The sequence below is a fragment of the Halopiger thermotolerans genome, from assembly GCF_054654555.1.
In genome coordinates this window covers 1-19,962 of record NZ_BAAIEU010000003.1, presented here as the reverse complement: position 1 = coordinate 19,962, position 19,962 = coordinate 1, and the positions used below count along the sequence as shown (strand labels likewise).

Annotated in this window: 16 protein-coding genes; 11 read left to right on the top strand and 5 right to left on the bottom strand. The window is 61.5% G+C overall.

Annotated elements, in window-relative coordinates; translation table 11 throughout:
• Positions 1 to 7 precede the first annotated feature (7 nt).
• The 5 genes from ACYQ26_RS05435 to ACYQ26_RS05415 all read left to right on the top strand — a co-directional run bounded on the left by ACYQ26_RS05435 (position 8) and on the right by ACYQ26_RS05415 (position 7,418).
• Complete coding sequence (locus ACYQ26_RS05435; RefSeq protein WP_459807801.1) at positions 8 to 1,096, top strand: class I SAM-dependent methyltransferase; 1,089 nt, start codon at positions 8 to 10, stop codon at positions 1,094 to 1,096.
• A 139-nt stretch (positions 1,097 to 1,235) separates the two neighbouring features.
• Entirely contained in the window at positions 1,236 to 2,585 is a 1,350-nt protein-coding gene (locus ACYQ26_RS05430) for an FAD-dependent oxidoreductase (protein ID WP_459807799.1), read from the top strand.
• Positions 2,586 to 4,095: 1,510 nt separating this feature from the next.
• Positions 4,096 to 4,866, top strand: coding sequence for an IclR family transcriptional regulator (locus tag ACYQ26_RS05425; RefSeq protein ID WP_459807797.1), 771 nt, complete (start codon positions 4,096 to 4,098; stop codon positions 4,864 to 4,866).
• A 44-nt stretch (positions 4,867 to 4,910) separates the two neighbouring features.
• A complete protein-coding gene (locus ACYQ26_RS05420) occupies positions 4,911 to 6,113 on the top strand; it encodes an MFS transporter (RefSeq protein WP_459807796.1) in 1,203 nt (400 codons plus the stop codon).
• A gap of 36 nt (positions 6,114 to 6,149) precedes the next feature.
• Positions 6,150 to 7,418, top strand: coding sequence for a CaiB/BaiF CoA transferase family protein (locus ACYQ26_RS05415; protein ID WP_459807794.1), 1,269 nt, complete (start codon positions 6,150 to 6,152; stop codon positions 7,416 to 7,418).
• A 27-nt stretch (positions 7,419 to 7,445) separates the two neighbouring features.
• On the opposite strand, the gene ACYQ26_RS05410 is transcribed toward ACYQ26_RS05415, so the two are convergent.
• Positions 7,446 to 8,432 carry an NADPH:quinone reductase gene (locus tag ACYQ26_RS05410; RefSeq protein WP_459807792.1) on the bottom strand — a complete coding sequence of 329 codons (987 nt, stop codon included), beginning with the start codon at positions 8,430 to 8,432 and terminating at the stop codon, positions 7,446 to 7,448.
• Between the two features lie 207 nt (positions 8,433 to 8,639).
• Between ACYQ26_RS05410 and ACYQ26_RS05405 the strand changes: the two genes are divergently transcribed.
• From ACYQ26_RS05405 to ACYQ26_RS05395, 3 genes are all read left to right on the top strand, one after another.
• Positions 8,640 to 9,758, top strand: a complete 1,119-nt coding sequence (locus ACYQ26_RS05405; RefSeq protein ID WP_459807790.1) for a TAXI family TRAP transporter solute-binding subunit — start codon at positions 8,640 to 8,642, stop codon at positions 9,756 to 9,758.
• Positions 9,759 to 9,785: 27 nt separating this feature from the next.
• Positions 9,786 to 11,807, top strand: coding sequence for a TRAP transporter permease (locus ACYQ26_RS05400; protein WP_459807788.1), 2,022 nt, complete (start codon positions 9,786 to 9,788; stop codon positions 11,805 to 11,807).
• 63 nt (positions 11,808 to 11,870) lie between these two features.
• The gene (locus ACYQ26_RS05395) at positions 11,871 to 12,281 is read left to right on the top strand and encodes a cupin domain-containing protein (protein WP_459807786.1); all 411 of its coding nucleotides are present in this window, start codon (positions 11,871 to 11,873) and stop codon (positions 12,279 to 12,281) included.
• On the opposite strand, the gene ACYQ26_RS05390 is transcribed toward ACYQ26_RS05395, so the two are convergent.
• Together ACYQ26_RS05390 and ACYQ26_RS05385 are read right to left on the bottom strand one after the other, a co-directional pair.
• On the bottom strand, positions 12,282 to 12,611 hold the full coding sequence (locus tag ACYQ26_RS05390) for a Zn-ribbon domain-containing OB-fold protein (protein WP_459807784.1): 330 nt from the start codon (positions 12,609 to 12,611) through the stop codon (positions 12,282 to 12,284).
• The gene (locus ACYQ26_RS05385) at positions 12,608 to 13,813 is read right to left on the bottom strand and encodes a thiolase C-terminal domain-containing protein (RefSeq protein ID WP_459807782.1); all 1,206 of its coding nucleotides are present in this window, start codon (positions 13,811 to 13,813) and stop codon (positions 12,608 to 12,610) included. Before ACYQ26_RS05385 ends, ACYQ26_RS05390 begins: the two co-directional genes overlap by 4 nt.
• Positions 13,814 to 13,957: 144 nt before the next feature.
• Between ACYQ26_RS05385 and ACYQ26_RS05380 the strand changes: the two genes are divergently transcribed.
• Complete coding sequence (locus tag ACYQ26_RS05380; protein WP_459807781.1) at positions 13,958 to 14,404, top strand: universal stress protein; 447 nt, start codon at positions 13,958 to 13,960, stop codon at positions 14,402 to 14,404.
• An 864-nt stretch (positions 14,405 to 15,268) separates the two neighbouring features.
• Here ACYQ26_RS05380 and ACYQ26_RS05375 read toward each other — a convergent pair.
• Positions 15,269 to 16,696, bottom strand: coding sequence for a sodium-dependent transporter (locus ACYQ26_RS05375; protein ID WP_459807779.1), 1,428 nt, complete (start codon positions 16,694 to 16,696; stop codon positions 15,269 to 15,271).
• A gap of 542 nt (positions 16,697 to 17,238) precedes the next feature.
• Between ACYQ26_RS05375 and ACYQ26_RS05370 the strand changes: the two genes are divergently transcribed.
• Complete coding sequence (locus ACYQ26_RS05370; protein ID WP_459807777.1) at positions 17,239 to 18,012, top strand: YihY/virulence factor BrkB family protein; 774 nt, start codon at positions 17,239 to 17,241, stop codon at positions 18,010 to 18,012.
• 219 nt (positions 18,013 to 18,231) lie between these two features.
• Positions 18,232 to 19,227, top strand: a complete 996-nt coding sequence (locus tag ACYQ26_RS05365) for a restriction endonuclease (RefSeq protein WP_459807775.1) — start codon at positions 18,232 to 18,234, stop codon at positions 19,225 to 19,227.
• Positions 19,228 to 19,406: 179 nt separating this feature from the next.
• On the opposite strand, the gene ACYQ26_RS05360 is transcribed toward ACYQ26_RS05365, so the two are convergent.
• Positions 19,407 to 19,685, bottom strand: coding sequence for a DUF8108 domain-containing protein (locus tag ACYQ26_RS05360; protein ID WP_459807773.1), 279 nt, complete (start codon positions 19,683 to 19,685; stop codon positions 19,407 to 19,409).
• Positions 19,686 to 19,962: the final 277 nt, after the last annotated feature.

Below are 19,962 nucleotides of genomic sequence, written 5' to 3'. Positions count from 1 at the left end.
ACTTACCATGACAACGGAGACTCGCACGCCAGCAGAATCGATCGATGAAGAGAAACTAGATGAACTCGTCGGAACGACCGTAAACGACCTCGGGGGTGCGGTCCAAGCCGCGCTAGCCGAGATCGGCGACCGGCTCGGCCTCTACAGCGCGATTGCCGACGCCGGACCGCTCACGTCCGTCGAGCTGGCCGAACGGACGGATACTGCGGAACGCTACGTCCGCGAGTGGCTCCGTGCGCAAGCGGCTGGCGGGTACGTGACCTACGATCCCGAGACCGAACGCTACGGCCTCTCCCCCGAACAGAGGGCCGTGTTAGCCGATGAGCAAAGTCCGGCGTTCATGCTAGGCGGTTTCCAGGGGATGAACACCATCCTTGCGGAGGTTCAAGACGACATCGAAGCGGCGTTCCGAACGGGCGACGGTGTGGGGTGGCACGAGCATCACCCGGAACTGTTTCCGGCCACGGAGCGGTTCTTCAAACCCGGCTACGCGGCCAGTCTGGTGAGCGAGTGGCTTCCATCCCTCGAAGGGGTAGATACAAAGCTGAAAACCGGTGCACGCGTGGCTGACGTCGGCTGCGGCTACGGCGCGACGACGATCCTCATGGCCGAGGCGTATCCGAATTCGATGTTCGTTGGCATCGATTATCACGACCACTCGATAGAGATGGCTCGCGAACGCGCCGAGGAGGCCGGTGTCGCCGACCGCGTCGACTTCGAAGTGGCGACGGCTGAGGAGTACAACGGAACGGAATACGATCTGGTAACCATATTCGACGCCTTCCACGACATGGGAGACCCCGTCGGCGTGGCGGCCCACGTTCGGGAGACGCTCTCCGACGATGGGACGTTGATGCTGGTCGAACCGTACGCCAACGATCGAGTCGAAGACAATCTAAACCCAGTGGGGCGAACGTTCTACGGCTTCTCGACGATGTTCTGTACGCCGAACTCGCTCGACCAAGGCGGCAATCCTGCACTCGGTGCACAAGCCGGGGAGGAACGGCTCCGTGAGGTGGTTACCGAAGGCGGTTTCACCCGATTCCGGCGGGCGGCTGAAACACCGTTCAATCTGGTACTCGAGGTCAGGCCGTGATGGTATCCTCGCCTTCCGAACGAGCGGTCAGGAGAGATTGCCCGGGACCTCACTCAGTAGGCGATCAGTGTGAATGCGAACTCACCACGACTCCCCCAGATGGCTGCTCTCGAGGCCAACCGACAGGAGACCAGGCGACGTGACCTTGGCAACGGTTTCACGGTACAACGGTAACCAACCGGGAAAGAGGCGGGGTAACGCAGTGGTGAGTGGAGCGAGTATGGCCGGGCTACTCGCCGCTCGCATTTTAGCTGATAGATTTCGCGAAGTCACGATCATCGAACGAGATCGACTGCCCACCGAGCCCGTTGTACGCCGAGGAGTCCCCCAAGGCGCGCATCCTCACGCGCTCCTCGAAGCCGGGCGGGCAACGCTGGAAGACCTGTTCCCGGGGTACGGCGAGGATCTCGTCTCGGCCGGAGGCGTCGTCGTCGATTTCGCCAGCGACGTGAATTTCTACAGCGAAGGGGACTTCCTCGCTCACGGACAAACGCCGATGGAGACGTTCTCCGCAACTCGACCCGTGATCGAGCAGATCGTCAGACAACGCGTTTCCGATCTCGATGGCGTTCGTATTCGCTCGGGCTGTCGGGTCATCGACTATCTCCTTGACGACACAGGGACGATCGTGGAAGGCGTGGTCATCCGTGACGGTGACGACCAAACGGAAATCGCCGCCGACCTCGTCGTGGATGCCACCGGGCGGACGAGTCGCACGCCGGCGTGGCTCGAACGCCACGGCTACACGCCGCCCGAGCTAGAGGAGGTGTACATCGACGTGGCCTACAGCACCACGTTTATCGAGCGACCTGCCGACGACCGACGCACGTTTCTCGTTCCGCCGTCCGCACCGCACACGCGCGGCGGCATGGCTGCACCCGTAGAAGGAAACCGCTGGGTGGTGAGCGTGCACGGCGTCCACGGTGATCACCCTCCGACGGACTCGGCTGGATTCGTCGACTTCGCAGCGAGCCTGCCGACTCCCGTAGTAAAGGACCTCCTCGACGACCATCGACAGGGCTCTGCGGCTATTAAGCAGTATCCGTTTCCGACCAATAGACGGTACCGCTATGCGGACCTCGGTCAGTTCCCCGACGGATTGATCGTCATCGGCGACGCGATCGCGAGCTTCAACCCGATCTACGGACAGGGCATGTCAGTAGCGGCACTGGAGGCGCTCGTGCTTCACCACGCTCTGGCTACGGGTAGCACCGAGGGCCTCGCGCCCCGGTTTTTCGATCACGCCGACGAGGTGATCGACGTGGCGTGGCGGTTGGCGGCAGGCTCTGACTTCGCGTTTCCGCAGACAACCGGCCCGAAACCGCGCGGCACTGACGTCATCCGATGGTATCTTTCCTTGCTGACCCGGAAAGCCCACACCGATAGCACCCTGTCTGGCGCGTTCTTTCGGGTGCTGACGATGGAACAACCACCGTCCACGCTACTCCGTCCGGGAAAAATGTGGCGCGTGTTCAAACCGACTGGCTGAACTCGCCTGCCATCGGGTAGTGACCGTCACCGGCTAGTACTCGTGGGGGCACTCTAACGAGGCATACAGACCACGAGGTGGCCGAAGATCGCTCGTTCGAGGTCGCACGTCTCGTGGTCATCGTTCTCCCAGGATCGGCGCCAGTTCCGTGTCGATATCGACCAACGCGCTTCATCTACCCGAACTGTACGAACGTTCACTCTGAGACCCGACGTGGCACATGTGATATCGAAGCTCTACTACCAGCTTAGACCAAACGGAGGTGGTGGAGGGGAGTCAACACGGAACCCATCTTCATCTAATTTGGAACAGTATACTTTGACAAATTCGGTCGATCACCCTAGCTCAGGCCGCTCCTCGAGCATCGTTCCTCCATTGAAATCCATTCTGTATAGTTGCCGTTTGGTGGAAAGATCGTGATATCCTCCTTCTTTGCTGTCTAGCTCTGCATCTCCGCTACCGGCGTTTTTCCCTCGAGTGCTTGGTGCGGCCTCTGATGGCCACAGTAATGCTTAGATTCCTCAAGTCACCTTCGGATGTCGTCGGACTGTCCATCCACGAAGTATAGAAGCGGTCAATTCGCATCTCGTGGGTGTAAGACCACCTTTCGAGGCGGTTTCGCGCAGTATATTTGGTTCGACCGTGCAGTCCGACTCGAGTGAGAACAGTCCAATACTCGAATTGTCGGTGAGAAACTCAGAATCGGGGAGATCGGGTTCTCGCGGGGTTTCTGGTGGAATTCAGCAGCTGGCGGTGAGTGCCGCGTCAATTAAATAACGCGACATCGAGAATCAGTTTGAGTCGGTGGATATTGCAGTATGTACACAAGATAACTCGCCGTTGATTTTGACAGCGGGTTCGTCGACAGCGACCCAGGACGGTGGCGCCGTCGCTCATTCTCCCGTGATTCTTCTAAATTCGCCTCGTGGCTCCCCTTGAGCAGGTCTCGAGCACCCTCACTAGTTCACGCAACGACCTGCTCGCCTCTCAAACTGACTCGACTTGACAGTGACTTCCTTCTCGAGGTGCCCAGTTATGCAACGTCGACAGGAGACGACCTCATTTACAGAAGTACATCCGTAATTCTATCTCGTATCGAGGTTTGATACCGCCTCCGGCTGTGCAGTTTGACGAGTCCGCAGACGATGGCCTATCCGGGCGCGACGGACTGGAAAAGACGTGATCGATCCTCCCGACAGCTGACAGATGAACTGATCCTACTTACTCGGACCTAAACTTGCGAGTATCGTCTCGAGAGATTCGTTCTCGAATTGCTGAATTTTTACGACAGTACTACTGTAATAACAGTCGAGTTACGATGATACGCGCTAAGTGACGGATCCGCGGTACACGGTGGGTCTGGCGCTACTCCCGGGACAATTGGTCCGAATATGCGGGAAGCGGGACTCGACCACGGCTACGGGGAATTCTGGCCCGTAGCGGAGCAGAGACGCTAATAATATTATCCGAGAATGCAAGATTTATGGCGGAGGACGTTGCATGCCGCCATATGACACGAGAACCGGTCACAAAGTCCAAGACGACGCGCACCTCGCTGGCGATCATCGAGGCGCTGCGCGAGTTAGACGGGGCAACGCTGGAGGAGTTATCCGAGTATCTAGAACTCTCGACGAGTACGGTCCACCGGCATCTGGTGACGCTGCAGGAGGAGAGCTACGTCGTACGAGAGGGCAGCATCTACCGTATCGGCCTGCAGTTTCTCACGCTCGGGGGCTACGCACAGCGCTGCTGGCGGGCCTATCCGAAGATCAAGGAGAAGGTCGATCGATTGGCGGCCGAGACGGGCGAACGGGCGCAGTTCATCGTCGAGGAACAGGGCGAACGCGTGTATCTCTACACCGAGGTCGGGGAAAGTGCAGTCCAGACCGGGGCACACATCGGAAAGCGTGGTAATATCCACGCCAGTGCCGCTGGAAAGGCCATTCTGGCACACCTCCCAGAGGAGCGTGTCCGAGAGATCGTCGACAAACACGGGCTCCCTCGAACCGGCCGCAATACGATCACCACAGAGGCGGCGCTGTTCGAGGAACTGCAGGCGATCCGAGACCGGGGCTACGCGCTGAACGAACAGGAGACGACGGAGGGAGTACACGCAGTGGGCGCCGTCGTCACGGACGACGACGGAACGGTCGTCGGTGCACTCAGCGTCTCGGGGCCAGCCCATCGATTGAAGCGAGAGGTTCTCGGCGACGAACTCGCGGAACGCGTTCTCGGCGCCGCCAACGAACTCGAGTTGCACATCCAACATTCGATCGACTGATCGGGCCTTATCCTTTTAGTCGCTGGAGTTGACACGCGAGAACAATGCACGATACCGATCGTCGGATAGTCGGATTCACGGTGCTCGGCCACGCTATGTTTCACACGTACGAACTCTCCGTTCCGATCTTCGTCGGGCACTGGATGCAGGAATTCGGCCTCTCCGCCGCGGTCGTCGGGACCGCCGTTGCGATGGGATACGGCCTCGTCGGCGTCGGCGCTCCGGTCAGCGGCGTGCTGTCCGACCGATTCGGGTCGCACGATCTGATCGTACTTTCGATCGTCGGCATGGGCGTCGGGTTCGCGCTGCTGAGCGTCGCGAGAGGGATCGTGAGCCTGGCGCTGGCGATCCTACTATGGGGGGCGTTCGCAAGCATCTATCATCCGGCGGGGTTGTCGCTGATTAGCCGCGGTGCAACCGAACGGGGAACGGTCTTTGCGTACCACGGCGCCGGCGGTAACGTCGGGACCGCGGTCGGCCCGCTCTGTACCGTACTCTTGCTCTCAGTGACCGGCTGGCGGACGACGGCGGTACTTCTGTTCGTCCCGGCTGCCGTCGCGGCCGTTGTCGGCTTCCGCATCAATCTCCCATCGGTCAAACGAACTGAGGCGGACGGCGGGACCACCATCTCCGACGCGTTTCGGAGCGCGCTGTGGGACTCTCGTCGGCTGTTCACGCTCAGTTTTTCGGTCGCGTTCGTCGCGGTGTTGCTGTATGGCACGTACTATCGAGGGCTGCTAACGTTCCTTCCGGATATCCTCGATCAATCGCGGTGGGTGACTCGAGTCCAACTGGTCGGGCAGACGGTCGATCCGGCCGAGTACGTCTACAGCGCGATGTTGACCGTCGGCATCGCCGGGCAGTATGCCGGCGGGAAGGTAACGGATCGCGTGCCGAGCCTGACGGCCTTCTTCGGTGCTCTCGTCGGTCTCACGGTCTTGGCTATCGCGTTCGTCGTCGCGTGGGGAACGGGACCGATTCCGCTCGTTATCGTGACCCTCGCGCTGGGATTCTTCGTGTACGGGACCGCTCCGATCTATCAGGTCATCATCGCCGAGCAAGCCGACGACGATGTCCACGGACTCTCGTACGGCTTCACCTACCTGGCGATGTTCGGAATCGGCGCACTCGGTGCCAGCGTCGCCGGGACAGTGCTGACGTTCGCGACGACGCCGATCCTCTTCTCGGTGCTGGCAGCGATCGCCCTCGCTGGGTGTGTCTGCGTCCTCGTCCTGGGTACTCTCTAGCAAAGATTTATTTTGGCGTCTGCATATGTTGCCACCATGCGACTCGATAGCAGAGAGTCGACTAGGATACTCGACGACTGTACCGTCCTCGACCTCACTACCTTCGTTACGGGTGGATTCGCCACGTTGATGCTCGCGAATCAGGGTGCTGAGGTAATCAAGATCGAACGGCCCGGCGTCGGCGACGATAACCGGTACTCCGGACCGCCATTTGTCGATGTCGGCGAGCACGACGGTCCCGGTCGATCCGCGGCCGAGGAGGGAGAGTCACCGTACTTCTGGACGATTAACTACGGGAAGCGAAGCGTCGAACTCGACCTGAAATCCGAGCAGGGAAAGGAGGCGCTATACGACCTGGTACGTGAGGCCGACGTGTTCGTCGAGAACTTCCGGCCCGGGACTGCCGAACGACTCGCGGTCGACTACGACACGATCAGGGAGTACAACGACGACGTCGTCTACTGCTCGATCTCCGCGTTCGGCGAGACCGGGCCGTGGAGCCAGCGACCCGGCTACGACCTGCTCATTCAGGGACTGAGCGGAATTATGAGCGTGACCGGCGAACCGGACGGCCAGCCAGTCAAGGTCGGCCTTCCGCAGACCGATCTCATCACGGGAATGTGGGCGGCGTTCGGGATCGTCAACGCGCTGCTCAGACGCGAACGGACGGGCGAAGGTGAACGAGTCGAACTCGGGATGCTTGACGCCGCCCTCCCTTGGCTGACGAAACAAGCCGGCAAGGTCTTCGCCGACGAGGAACCCGAGCGAATGGGGACGAAGGATCCAGTACTCGCCCCATATCAGGCCTTCCCGACGGCCGACGGTCACCTCAACGTCGCCTGCGGAAACCAGCGGCTCTGGGAACAACTCTGTGACGCGATCGGCCGCGAGGAACTCAAGCGTGACGAGCGGTTCGCCACGAACGCGGCTCGAGTGGAGCACATGGACGAACTGGAAGTAGAGCTGAGCGAAACGTTCCGCTCGAGGACGACCGACGAGTGGGTAGACCTGCTCGCGGAGGAGCACGGCCTGCCCGTCGGGCCCGTGTTCGACGTCGAAGAGGCGCTCACGAACGAACAGGTGAACGCCCGCGAGGTCGTCACCGAGATGGAGCACCCGGCGGGCAACGAGATCCCGGTCATCGAGCATCCGCTGAACTACGAGTACAGCGAAGCCGGCTTCGACGGACCGCCGCCGCTACTCGGCGAGGACACCGAAGCGGTCCTGCTGGAACTCGGATACAGCGAGGACGAACTCGGTCGACTTCGTGAGAACGGCGTTATTCCCGACCCCGAGAAAACATGACATCGATACCGACGGTACGGGCGTCCGTTACGCGTCTACATCGATCACGACCTTTCCGAGGACTCCCGATTCCGCGAGCCGTTTGTGCGCTGCCGACACCTCCCGAAGATCGAACACGGAGTCGATATTGACGGTGAACCGGCCGTCGGCGAGCCGCGGACCGACTCGACGGAGAATCGGAGCCTGGACTGCAGGCGAGGCTGCGATCGACATGAACCGCAGGTCAGCGTCGGCCTGTTTCGCCGTCATCGAGGGACCCGACGGGATTTCGATGGTCGACTCTTCTCCGATGACGACTACGCGACCGTTCGCGGCGAGACGCTCGAGATCGGCCTCGAGGTTCGCGTCGGCGTGCGGCTCGAGCACGACGTCGATCGCTCGTCCGTCGGCGGCTGCGGCCAGTTCGGCGGGGAGGTCGTCGACTCGATAGTCGACGACTGCGTCTGCACCGAGCGCCCGGACGAGGGAGGCTGGCTCGCCCTCCCTGGCGGTTCCGATCACGTAACTGCCTGCTTCTGCCGCGATTTGGACCGCCGCATGACCGACACCGCCGGACGCACCGTGGACCAGACAGACGTCGCCGAGCGAGAGGTCGCCGCGGTCGACGAGCGCTCGCCACGACGTGGTAAAGGCCATCGCCGCGGCCGCTCCGTCGCGGAAGGAGACGGACTGTGGGAGCGGGGCGAGCATCTCTGCTGGTGCGACCGTGTACTCGGCATAGGTCCCGGGCGAGAAGATGCCGAGCCCGGTCGCGAACACCCGGTCGCCGACCTCGACGGTATCGACCTCGTCCCCGACCGCTTCGACGACCCCGGCCATGTCCGAACCGCCGACGTGGGGCAGTCCGGCTACCGGTTCCAGATTCCCCTCCCTGAGGTAGGTGTCGATGGGGTTGACGCTGGCAGCCTTAATTCGAACCAGCGCCTCGTCCGCGTCCGGGGTTGGTCGTTCGATGTCGTCTTCGACGGTCAGCACGCTTTCGTCTCCGTATTCGTGGTAGCGAACAGCACGCATACCCGAACATTCGGATACTGGTACTAAAATTTTGACGGGGAGCAATCCGTGAGTCGTCTCTCGAACCGTATACCGGATATTCTGCGGGAACTGGGGCCACTCTCCGCGATTTGTCCTCGCGTTTTCATTCATCATAAAAATTTAAGTCTACCTATGCCATTTGTTGGCAATAGGTTCGGACCACGACAGTCCGAGCACGGAGACACTATGCGCAGGAATACCACGACAGATCGACGTACGTTCTTGAAAGGCGCATCGGCGGCAGGAATCATCGGTCTCGCTGGCTGTCTCGACCAGAGCGCCGGTGGCGGTACCAGCGGTGGCGGTAACGGTGGCGGCGGTAACAGCAGTAGCGGCAACGGCGGCGGTGGCGGCGGAGCGTCGACGTGGCAGCTCGGAACGTCATCGGAAGGATCGTCCTCGTTCCGTATCGGATCGACGTGGTCTCAATACGCCGAACAGAACGATCTCCTTGACGGCCTGTCGGTCGAGGCGGTGATTACGGAGGGGACGAGTGCGTCCTACCGTCGGTTCGATCGAGATCAGTTCGAGATCAGCGGCACCACCACGCAACTGCTCGACGACTCGCCGGACCAGGGAGCGTTCGAGGAGCAACCGCTATCCGACTTCGACTCCGTCCGACAGGTCAGAGGCTACATGGGCTTCTACAACTTCGGCGTGTACAACGCCGACGCGGTTAGCGGCTGGGACGACCTCGAGGGGCGACCGGTCGCCATCTCCTCGGCCGGCTCCGGGACGCGACCACCGGTCGAGTGGCTCGTCGAGCAGGAGATCGGTCTCGACAACATCGATAATCGGTACATGGCCTTTGCGGACATCCCCAGCGCCCTCCGATCCGGCCAGGTGGACGCGGCGTTCACGTGGACGGTCAACGAGACCATTCCGCAGGGATGGTTCCAGGAGATCGATGCGACGGTCAACTGGGAACCGCTGTCGTTCTCCGACTCCACGATCAACGCGCTCGACAACGACCTGTCTTACTCCACCTACGTGGAACTCGGCGAGGACACCGTTACGGAGTTCGCCGAGAACTACCAGGGCACGATCGACTCGTTCACGCTGACGTACCTGTACGTCGTCAAGGCCGACCGGGATCCGGATCACGTCTACCAGATAGCGAAGATGACCCACGAGCACGGCGAGGACTTACTCGAGGAAGACGAGGTGATGGGCTTCTTCCCGAACCCGGATCAGTTCCTCGGCACCCTGCATCCCGACGTGCCGGTCCACGAAGGCGCCTACCGATACTACACCGAGGCCGGCCTCTGGGACGATTACGACCTCACCGCACCACCGGAAGCTTAACAAAAAATCATACCACTGGATTAGGTAATGTCTAGCGAACCCGATCCCAACGACAGTCGGACGCTGGCGGAGATCGAACGGACGATCGACGAGAAGTTCCGTGATAGCTATACGGAGTCCATCTGGCAGAAGGGGCTGATCGAGGGTCTCATCTACGGGATCGCGGTCATCTTCTTTGCGTACCACCTCTGGTACGCGTACAGCTTCGCAATTCCGCGGGCTCGCCACGGGATCATCCACTTGGCGATGGTCCTCGCCCTGTGGGGACTCTTCCAGATGACCGGCACTGATCGCTCGACGCTGCGGGGTAAGCTCGAAACGGTCGGGTACGGCCTCTACAGCGTCGTCTCGGTCGTACCGTTGTACATCATCCAGTCGAACTACGACAGTATCGTGCTGGCCGCCGGTGTCTACGAAGACCAGTACACGTATCTCGGGTTGTTGATTATCGCACTGGTGTTCGTCGCCCTGCTTCATATTTCCCGGCTGATCTCGGGCATCGCACTGCTCGGGCTGATCTACTCCTACTACGGCCCGCTGATGCCCGGGATCCTCGCCCATCGCGGCCTCACGCCGCGACGGATCATCACTATGAACACCGTCGAGATGGAGGGGCTGTTCGGAACGTTGCTCCAGATCTCGGCGACCTGGGTCGTCATCTTCCTGCTGTTGGCCGGGCTGATGGAGAAGTACGGCGGGATGGCGACGTTCATCAAGGGAATGACCCGTCTGGCTGCCCGCCGCAAGTACGTCGAGATCGGCCAGGTCGCGGTCGCGGCGAGCATGTTCATGGGATCGATCAACGGATCGACGGCCGCAAACACGGCGACGACGGGCGCGTTCACGATTCCGCTTATGAAGGAGAACGGCTATCGGCCGAAGATCGCGGCCGCGATCGAAGCGGTCGCCTCCTGTGGCGGACAGGTGCTGCCGCCGATCATGGGCGCGGGCGCGTTCCTCATGGCCGAACTCATCGAGCCAAACTACTCCGACATCATCGCCGGCGCGGCTGCACCGGCGTTGCTGTTCTTCCTGACAGTAGCGGTGTCGATCTCGCTGAGTACGCGCCACACGGTTACCAAGAGCATCGAGACGTCACCTGACCCCCGCAGCGGCGCCCAGCGGGTGTTCGATATCGTCCGCCACTACGAGTACCTCGGGATGTTCGCCGTCCTGCTCTGGTGGTTGATCGGGATCGGCGCCGACCCGATGGTCGCGGGCTTCTACAGCATTGTCACGTTGATCGGGCTGCGGCTCGTCCGTGAACTCGACGGGATCGTCCGCGGCGATGCCGAGACGGGCGCGCAACTGAAACGCTTCCTCCGGGAGACCGTCGAAGGGCTCCGCCGCGGTGCCGAGGCGACCCTCGATATCACGATCCTGCTCGCGAGCCTCGGGATCGTCATTCGCGCGCTCATCGTCACCGGCTTCGCCCAGCAGCTCTCGTCGTATCTGGTTACGCTGTCCGGCGGCGTCGTCATCACGATGCTCCTGCTGGCGATGATCGCAGCGATCGCCTTCGGGATGGGGATGTCGACGACGGCGGCGTACATGATCGTCGCCGTGCTGGTCGCGCCGTCGCTGGTCAGCATCGGCGTTCCCGAGTTCACCGCACACATGTTCGTCTTCTACTTCGCTATCGTCTCGAACATCACCCCTCCGATCGCGCTCTCAGTTATTATCGGCCAGGGGATCGCCGGCTCCGACTTCTGGGAGACCGCCATGGAGTCGCTGCGGCTCGGGTTCCCGATGTTCCTCCTTCCGTTCGCGTTCTTCTACAACGACGCCCTGCTGTACGTCGGGCCGATGACGATCGTTGCGTTCCTTCTGGTACTGGCCGGCTTCGTCGGGATCAGTATCGCGCTCACCGGCCGAATGGGGGGCCCGCTTCCGCTGATGGCACGGCCGGTCTTCCTCGCATTCGGTCTGGGCGCCATCTTCCTGCCGTCGGTGGTCGCCCAGGTCGCCGTGAGCCTCGCGATCGTCGCCGGAATCGCCTACTTCTTGCCGTCCGTCGATATCGGTCCGGTCAGCACGACCGAAAGCTGACTTTCGATTCGTCTCCTTCCCGTCGGTAGCAGATTTTATTACGGTAACGGACGATATACCGGTATGTCCGACGGATGGCAGCGACTCCGTCCCGAAGCGATCGAACCGCGAAGTGACAAACCGGGTCGCCGATGGGAACTCTCACCGGAACTCGGCATCGACGCGTTCAATCTGAACGTCGCCGTTCTCGAGCCCGACGAGCGACTTTCCCAGAACCACTTCCATTACCACCGCGACCAGGCGGAACTCGTCTATATCGTCGAGGGTCGGTGTCGGGTCGAGGTCACCGACGATCGATTCGTTGCAAAGCAGGGAGAGATCGTTCAGTTCGACGCGGGCGAAGAAGGAGTCCATCTCGTTCACAACCCGTTCGACGACCCGTGTCGGCTCGTCGCGATCGGCTGGCCGCCGGAGGGGCGACACCCGGTCGAGCAAGTGAAAACCTATACGGAACTCCTCGCCGACCGAGAGTAATTACTCGTCGGCCGGAACGGCCCTCGAGCCGGTGATCGTGTCGTCTCCATCCGCCCTGAGCACTCGATCGTCGGTGAGCCGCACTTCGTCTCCGACCTCGAGGTCCCCCTCCAATTGGACGATAACGTTGGCTCCCCCGTCGAATTCCACCAGCCCGAGCACGTTCGGTTCGCGAACGCCGGGCGGCGTGACGTGGACGCGGGTTAACGAGACGACTTCACCGACTCCGGGAGCAGATCGTCCGAACCGATCGTCGCCACACTCCGGACATCGATCTTTCCGGTAGAAGGTGCGCTTCCCGCAGGTCGAACACTCGAAGACATCCCTCATGCGGTCTCCCCCTCCAGAACGGTGCAGACGCTGTGATTACCGAACCCGGCGACGTTGATCGCGAGGCCGCGTTCGGCGCCGTCGACGACACGGTCGCCGTCGGGTCCGTCGGTCGTCGGGGCGTCGCCCCTGAGCTGCCAGACCAGTTCGACGATCTGGGCGATCCCGGAGGCGCCGAGGGGATGGCCGCGTGCCTTCAGCCCGCCGCCGGGGTTGACCGGGATGGTACCGTCGACGTCGGTCTCTCCCTCGACCGTCAGCTGCCACGCCTGCCCTCGCTCGGCGAATCCGAGTTCCTCCATCTCGAGCCACTCGAGGATCGTAAACGCGTCGTGGATACAGGCCACGTCGACGTCCTCCGGATCGCAACCGGCGCGTTCGAAGGCCGTCTCACCGGCCTCACGAACGCTCTCGATTGCCAGCGGATCGGGTCGATCGGCGACGGGGTGAGTACCGACGGAACTCGTACAGGCGGCGACGCGGACGCGATCGTCGTCGGCCGTGAGGACGACGGCGGCCGCACCGTCACTGGTCGGACAGCAGTCGAACAGCCGAAGCGGTTCAGCGACGGCGGTCGAGTCCAGGACGTCACCGATCGATACGTCGTCGTCAAACTGGGCGTACGGGTTCCGAGCGGCGTTCGAATGGTTCTTCACTGCGATGCGGGCGAGCGTCTCCCGCGTCGCGTCGGTGACGTCCAGGTATCGCCGTGCGGCGAGGCCGGCGAACGACGGAAGCGTTACACCCTGATCGTACTCGGCGTCGTGGACGATTCGGCCGATGATCTCCGTCGACGTCGCCGTATCGGTCGCCGACATCAGCTCCCCGCCGACGACTAAGGCCGTCTCGGATCGGCCGGCGCGGATTGCGTCGATAGCGTCGCGGAATGCGCTGGCACCGCTCGCACTCGTGTTTTCGATGCGCGTCGCGGAGCGGACCGACAGCCCGAGTCGTCCGGCCAGCGCGTTTCCGAGTCCGGATCGGTCGTTGAACGCTTCGGCGGCCATGTTGCCGATGTGGAGCGTATCGACGTCTTCCTGTTCGATCGCGGCGTCGGACATCGCCCGGTCGGCGGCCGTCGCCAGTAGCTGTAAGAGCGAGCGATCGTCGGCGTTCACAAACGCCGTCATTCCGACGCCAGCGATCGAAGCTGGGGGGTTGCCGACACGTTCAGCTCTCGAGAGATGGCTCTCGTTCGCCATATGTGTATCATTCACTCTCACAGCTTAAAACTAGCGTCGTCATACCGACTGACGCGGGCGGGGAGATCGATCTTCCCGGTCGTTTCTCTCCGTGCCCCCTGACCTACCGGTGGAAGTAAGGCGATATCCGAAGCATCGAAAGCCATGCTAGAGCTGGTTGTCCCGATCGATGAGGACGGGGTGGCGGCGCGTCGGATCGTCGAGGGAATTGGCGAGCTTCACTTCGATCCCGGAGCGACGAAACTCACACTCCTCACCGTCTTCGAGGAGTTCGAGGTGGACAGCAAAGCGTGGCTAACGATCACGTCCGACGAGTTCTATGAAGAAACCGAGATCCCGCAACCCGTCGCGAAAGCGGCGGCGGATCTCTCCGATCGCGGCTACGAGGTCGACGTTCGGCGGGAGCACGGAGACCCGTCAGCGGAAATCGTTCGGATCGCCGGCGAGCACGACGTCGACGCGATCGTGATTTCCGGTCGACAGCGAAGCCCCGTCGGGAAGGCTCTGCTCGGCAGCGTTACCCAGTCCGTTCTCCTCCATGCCGACCGGCCGGTAATCGTTATCCCGCAGGAGAGAGCACGAGAGCGATAATCGAATCGACGTTGTGGACGGTCATCGCTTCGAGTACAGACGGACTTTCGCCTCGAGAACCGACAATAATTCTCGCCGCATCGGCGTTGACCAGTCTCACGGGGCGGTCTGGACGAGGCACTGTGGCTGGTTGACAGCGGTTACTTCCCAACGGCGTCACCGTCACAAATCGCTGTTGACGAAACTCCTCTCACCATCGACGCCGATAGTATTGTGAGAATACAAAAATTCTATCTACTGCAAAACCGGAACACAACGATCATATCATTTAGAACGCGGAGAGGTGATAGTGATGGCGTAATTCTATAGATGATCAGAAAACTGCAATCAATTAGCGATCAATTTTTCAATTAGTGGGTTATGAATAGGAGTGTCTCACCCGACCAAGACTGAATAACTTGGTCGCTATATGTCCAAATTATCGACGGAAGCGGCTTTGTAAGCCAGGAAATGCATCAAGGTCTTCTATAATTCATGTTGGGAAGTCAAACGAACGTCTGTAGTTGATATGCATGGTCTGTACATTACTACCGTCAGCAAGGCGACCGACAGTCGCCTCGTTCGTCAATTTGGAATCGTGCCAATCCCTTCGCAGCGTCGGCCTCCACGATGGGGTTTCGCCGAGACCCACTCGAGACTCTCTCGGCAGTCGCAACCGTCGAGCGAGACGCTTCGTCTCGAGAGTTTTCGAAGCTCCGACGCTGTTGCGCATACATTCGGAACACGCGTCGCGTCTCTTGCCATCGTGCGAATTCTGCGATTTCAATGGTTTCGAGAAGCAGGGATTCGCTCGGTCACGGGAGCCGCATACCGTCTTCCGAACGAGAGCGCAATATTCGGGGTGGTCCGAGCGACTGCTACTGGTCAGTCCGCGCTCTCATTCGCCTGCGGCCGAGTTTCGGAGACGGAGCGGCGGGCCACTCCGACGAGCAGCAGCAACGTCAGCAGCGCCGCCCCCACCAACAGCCCCCGTCCTGCGGAGAACCCGACGAGGGTCGCGACGTCGGCGTAGAACGTAAAGAGGAGGAACGCCGGGAAGAGGGTCCCGATCGCGTATCGCCACGGGACGACCAGCGGGCGCGAAACCGGTCCCGCGCCTTTGAGGTACTCCGCAATCGCTGCCGGACCGAGCACCCAGGCCGTGTACACCATGAACCCTGTCAGGCCCAGCACCAACAGTAGATTGACGAGCTGGTCGGCGAACAGCGTAAACACGGCGGGGCTGAACGCGTTCACGCCGCCGGTAAGCGTGATCAGCGCAAATAGTCCCCACGTCGCCGTCGACCGCTCGAGGTCGAACTCGTCGACGAGGAACGAGACCGGAATCTCGAGCATGCTGACCAGACTCGTGAGGGCGGCGAGCAGCACGACGAGGAAGAAGACCGCGCCGAGGAGTCGGCCGCCAGGCAGGCTCGCGAACGCGCTGGCGATCCCGACGAACAGGGCGCCGGGGCCACCCTCGGTCGGTCCCGAGGCGAACGAGAACAGCAACGGAAATACGACGAGTCCGGCCAGGATACCGATGCTGAGATTGAACACGGCGATGGCCGAGGCGTCGAGGGGCAGCGAGCGGTCGTCGTTAATGTAGGAGGCGTAGGTGATCATCGTTCCGCTGCCGATCGAGAGGGTGAACAGCGCCTGGCCGGCGGCGGACCCGAGTATCGACAGGAAGTTCTCCGCGAGGTAGGCGCCGTCGAATCTGAGGTAGAACTCGTACCCCTGCACGGCGCCGGGCTGGCGGGCCGCCCAGATCGCGAGTCCGATGAGTAACACGACGACGCCGGGCATCATCACCTTCGTCGTCGCCTCGATGCCGCGTCGGATCCCCGTCGCGACGATCAGGGACGTGATCGCGAGGACGGCGAGCTGGAACCCGAACGCTTCGGCACCGTAGCTGATCGCCGCAAAGTGGGTCTCGGGAGCCGCGAAATAGGCGCCCGTCGCGCTCTCGAGGAAGTACCGAAGGATCCACCCGCCGACGACGCTGTAGAACGACATCAGGATGATCGAGGTGGCGACACAGAGCGCGCCCAGCACCGTCCAGAAACGCGATCCGCCGAGCGATTTGAACGCCCCGACCGGGTTCCGGTTCGACCGTCGCCCGATCACGAACGTCGCCAGCAGTCCCGGCACCCCGACGCCGAGGACGATGAGTAAGTACAATAATAGAAAGGCGCTTCCGCCGTTCTCCGCGGTCATCCACGGGAATCGCCAGATGTTCCCCAGGCCGACGGCGCTTCCGACCGCGGCCAGGATGAATCCTGTCCGACTCGCCCAACTTTCGCGTACCATCCTGTCTCAGGGAACTCACTCGGTGCGCATAAGGGTTGTTTATCGGTGGCACAATTCATTCGCGATTGAATGGAAGCGGTGAGTTCCGCTCTAGAGGGGTGGACGATGTCTGTAAGGATGCTACTGCGGACGAACTCGTGCGTCACGGCACCGACGCGTCCAGCGATGTCGTGCGGTTCGACGAGTTCCCTGTCACCGTCGCTTCGCGAGGACCAACGCGGAATTCGGTGATGGTTGGCGCGGGGTGTTTCCGGGCCTGCTCCCTCTCTTACCTGACGCTCAGCCTGCGGAACTCCACGGAACTCGGATCCGCTCGAGTCGACCGGTTCACCGATCCACTGGAAGGATACTTACCACTAGCCGACGTGTCGGAATGCCCCGCTGTACGCGCAACCATCGCTTCGTTCAATTGTGCAAATATCTCAAGACTGGTGTCCGGTTCCCCGTTCCGTACAGACTGCGGCGATCAGTGCCGCTCGACCGACGGAGCCATTCTACTGCCACCCGCCGGTTCAACACGATGGCCGTCGTACCGACCCTCCGTGAACGTTCGGTCCGTACTCACCCTAGCGAAGGATCGCAATATCACGTTCCTGGCGGCGAGTATCGCGTACTATGGGTTCGTGTCGCTGATTCCGCTGGTACTGCTCGCCGTGGCGGTCGCGTCCTTCGTCGGAGGACAGGCGCTGGCCGATCGCGTGACGAACATGCTCAGTCAGCAGTTGTCGTCGTCCGGGCAGCGGATCGTGACGCAGGCGCTCACGAACACCACCGGCCGGGCGGCCGCGTCCGTGATCGGGTTTCTCGCGCTGACGTGGAGCGCCCTGAAGCTCTTTCGCGGCCTCGATCAGGCGTTCGACGAGGTGTACGCGGACGAGGTCGACGCCTCGCTGCTCGAGCAGATCCGTGACGCCCTCGTCGTGGTCGTCGGAATCGCGCTGGCCGTCGCGCTCGTCGTCGCCGTCGGCGTCGTCCTGTCGGTCTTTCCGTTGCAACTGCCGTTCGCCAACGTTTTCGGAACGCTGGCGCTGATCGTCGTACTCGCGGTCGCGTTTCTCCCGATATACTACGTGCTCCCGCCGGTGGACGTCTCGCTGCGGGAGGTGGTGCCAGGGACGGTCGTCGCCGCGGTCGGCTGGGTCGTGCTGCAGATCGGATTCCGAATTTACGCGTCCAACGCGAGCCGATACGCGGCGTACGGCCTGATCGGTGCCATCCTGCTGTTCGTCACGTGGCTGTACTTTGCCGGCATCGTACTGCTGCTCGGGGCGGCGGTGAACGCCGTCCGTCGAGGGGCGAAGATGAAAACGGCGTAACGATGGACTCGAGCGCGGTGCCAACAGCCGAGATCAGGGCGGTCGAAGAAATGCCGCGTCCGAGCGACGATTGAGCGCCTCGAGGACGGCGGAGGTCTTCCGATCCCCAACGGAACGGGAGACGCGATTAGGACGGTCAAACGCTTGGTTCGATGACCGCCGGTCTCGAAGCCGGGATACGAAATCTTTTGCCACCGTGGCGACGATGCTCACAGCGTCATGGATACGGGAGGACCGGCGGCTTCTATCCGTCACCTTCTCCAGCAGTTAGACGGCCACGAGTTCGAGCACTTCATCGCCGACCTCTGGGATCGTCGCGGGTGGAACACCGACGTTACGTCCAAATCGAGCGACAAAGGAATCGACGTGGTCGCCACGAAAGCGTTCCCGTATCCGAAGAAGGTGCTCATCCAGACGAAGCGATACCGCGATACGAACACCGTCTCCGGCCCCGAGTTGCAGACGTACGCCTCGCTGAAGCAGCGGGAGAACGTCGACGAAGTCGTCGTCATCACGACGAGCGGATTTACGAACCAGGCCGAAGTCATCGCCGACGACTTTAACATCAAACTGATAGACGGGCAAACGCTACGGCGATTAGTCGGCGAGATGTCCGCCGAGGATCTGGTCGCGACCTATGCGGACGGGACCGAAATCCAGAATAGTCCGTACACCGAGAGCATTACCGCATTCGAAGCGCCGTCTCGGACGACTATCACCGCCGAATGTGAACTTTTCAGGGCGGACCTCGTCGGATACGAGTGGGTCACGTCGTCGGATCCGGCCGTCGAAAAGCCGACCGAATTCGACGGTCCGTTCTTCGCGTTCGAATTCACGAACCTCGTCGAATACGATCTCTCCCTGCACCCGTGGGAGGACTTCACCGTATACGACGACCGCGGCCGGTCGTACACCCAAGCGATGCGGTTCTCGCGGAACGGCTATTTCCCGGGGGACTGGCAGGTCAAACAGCCGACCATCCCCGCCTCGGGGACCGCCAAATTCGCGTTTTACGTTGCCGACGTAGCGAGCGACGTCGCCAGAATACGATTCGGAAACAACGCGCATCTACTGCTCGACGATTACGATCGGGAATCCGACGAGTTCTCCAGAGCGGACTTGCTGCGGACGGTCGAGTGGACGATGTACCTCTCCGAAGAACGGAAGGCGGAGGTCCCGGACCTTCCGCCGGAACTGGCGGCCGCCGTCAAGTGACCGACGGCGACGCGGTTCGGAACCCCATCGACCTGGCCGACCGACCGATTCCTACCAGAGTCAGACGGCGTTCGTTGCGTCTACGAGATACGAGGCGCGTCTGCAGCGACGAGATGGAGGAACGCCAACCGGTACTACTTCGCTGCCTAGAACGCGAGTTCCGGTAGCTCGGTACCGTATTACTCCGTGTCCGTCGCGAGTCCGTCCACGCCGGCTTCGGTTCGGTCCTTCCAGACGATGGTGCGCTCGCTGCCGGTGAAGTACCGGTATGCGGCGTACAGCAGGTTCGGCACGCCCATCGCCCACCAGATCGTCAAGATAGCAATGATGAGGTGGATACCCGGATTACCGAACTCTCGTCGAACGAGCGTGACTCGGTCCTGGGTCTCCTCCTCGATCTTCCATCCGGATTCGACCATCGCAGTGACCTCGCGCCGATAGGAGTCAGAACGATCCATACGATACCTACGGTGTTGCACCGAAAAGGGGTTGCGCTACCGTTCGTTTAGACGCCTTGTGAACTCCTCGAACGGTGACGGGTTTAGAGCCGTGCTAAATGCGGGGCACAAGTCTCACAGAATGCTTTCTCGAGTTCCCCATGCTCGTCCGTGAGAGTCACCGCTCGACAGTTTGAGGAGGAACGCGGGGAAGCCGTCGGAGCAGGGAACTGACCTTGCAACCGCAGTCACAAGCCCGAACGGGACGGCGGCGCTTCCGTCAGGTGTGAGCTCTCGT